We start from the raw sequence: 2,106 nt of genomic DNA on the forward strand, positions 1-2,106 counted from the left end.
AATCGGGGATGCTCAACTCGTCGAAACGGCAAAACAGGTTGAAGTCGATGCGGGTGATGAGGCTGTGTTCGAGTTCGGGATCGGAGAGGCTGTGCCATTGTCCGAGCAGGACGGCTTTGAACATGGATAGCAGTGGATAGGCGGGACGACCGCGGTGGTCTCGAAGGTAACGGATTCTTTGACGGTTCAGGTACTGTTCGATCGGTTGCCAGTCAATCACTTGATCCAACTTCAATAGCGGGAAACGGTCGATGTGTTTGGCAATCATGGCTTGTGCGGTTTGCCGGAAGAAGGTACTCATGAAAAATCTCCTAAATGTCTTGGTGGTAATTTAGGGGATTTTGGGGGATTTTGTAAAGGTCTCAAACTGCCTTAGCATTGAATGTCCAGATTCCCGGAATGACGGTTTAGAAGTTACCCTAAACCTCAAAAAAAACCTGCACCTTAATCAGTTGGCGGTTTAGTCCGACTTTTGGGGTGCAGATCAAGCTTTCAGACGGTATTTCCTTTAAAACTTCATTTCAAGCGCGAGGCTGAAGTTCCTGCCCGGTGCGGCATACCTTCCATAGTTACTGTCGCCGCCGTGCCGGTTTGCCGTGCTTTCCGCAGTCTGGCGCAAGGATTCCCAAGTAACGTAGCGGTAGTTGCCGATATTGTAGATAGCCGCCCTCAAGGTCAGCCGTTTTTTCAGATTAAGATAGGCGGAAACATCTGCCGTCGACCAAGCAGACGACGCTCTTTTTGCCGAATATCGTTTTTGATCGCCTGCCAGATAAGCAAGTTCATCAGGGTTTTTCCCTTTGGAATAGGTCAGCATAATGTTTGCGCCCCATTTCCCCTCGGGCTGGTCGTATCCGAACCCCAAAACATAACGCGACGGCTGTACCGCATCCAAAGCATAGCTGCGGAGGGACAGTCCCGGCCGGTTGGATACCGATTTCGGTTTGATACGGTTGTACGCCAAAGTCGTGTACAAACCTTCGGGCAGTTTGTGATACACACCGTTCCAGTCGATTTTTCCCAAGATGTTGATGCCTTGGAGCGACATATTTTGGGCATTGTAATAATCGCGTATATCAATCTCTGTCAATTGTCCTGCCTGATTCGGCAATTTGGTTTTTTGATCGGCAACGGCAATCATATCGGTATAACGGTTGCGGAAGCTGCTGATTTCCAAAAAGCCGAAATCGCCCTTCCACTGCAAACCGATTTCGCGGTTGGCTGCCTTTTCCGATTTCAGGGCAGGACGCTGCCAGCCTTTCGGATAATCGTGATAAATGTCTATCCCGAAAAGTTCTTGGAAGGAGGGCGTTCTGAAGCCGCTGGAGGCGCGGTAAGACAAAGAAAAATGCCGGTTCGGTTTGAACACGATGCCGCTGTTCCACGAACGGTCAACATACCGCCCGCTGCGGACGAGTTCTTCCGACGTGGTAAAGTTTTGCCGGTCGTACCTGCCGCCCAAGCTGAAATCGAAATATTTGCCGATTGAAAAACGGTCGTTCAAAGAAATGTGGATATTGCTGCCGTTGATTTTTCTTGGCACGCATTTGCGGGAACGCAGGGTTTCGATGTAGCCGCAGACCGACCCTTCGACGACTTCGGGCTTACCCAAAAGATACTTGTCTCCCTTATCGGTGTAATCCGAGTATTCCGAAATCCTTGCCGCATTGTGGGAAAGCTGTTCGGGGCGGGAGATCGCTTTGGAAGCATCGTAACCGAAGCCCAAAGTCAGATGGTGTTTCGTCCATTTGTTTTTCAGCGACTTCTCAAACGAGGCATTCAAAACATTGTGCTGTTCGCGGTAGTGGAAACGGTCGCTGCTGTCGTAGGAATACGGCTTGTCTGCCGACGCGCGGCAGGATTTGTCCACGGCAGGATACACGGCGCAATTCAGCTTCAGCGTGTTGTTGTCGGTTGCCACGCCCTGTTTGTCAAACGACAACACCGCCTTGTCCGCCCAATTGTCAGAATACGCTTCGTTTTCATAACGGTACAGCAAACCCATACGGCGGCGGCGGTGATGTTCGTCTATAAATTTGGTGCGGGAATATTTCAAACCTATGCCCTTGACCCATTTTTCTTTGTTTTTATCCCACGCTTCTATAT

2 protein-coding genes are annotated in these 2,106 nt (G+C 50.1%); both read right to left on the bottom strand.

Features of this window, described 5'->3' with window-relative positions; translation table 11 throughout:
- Window positions 1-301: transposase (locus tag ACTHUM_RS12095; protein ID WP_199900410.1), on the bottom strand; the 301-nt coding region annotated here is incomplete at its 3' end.
- A 207-nt stretch (window positions 302-508) separates the two neighbouring features.
- A partial coding sequence (locus tag ACTHUM_RS12100; RefSeq protein WP_440402968.1) for a lactoferrin/transferrin family TonB-dependent receptor occupies window positions 509-2,106 on the bottom strand: 1,598 nt, incomplete at its 5' end.

The sequence above is a fragment of the Neisseria sp. P0021.S006 genome (assembly GCF_051956895.1).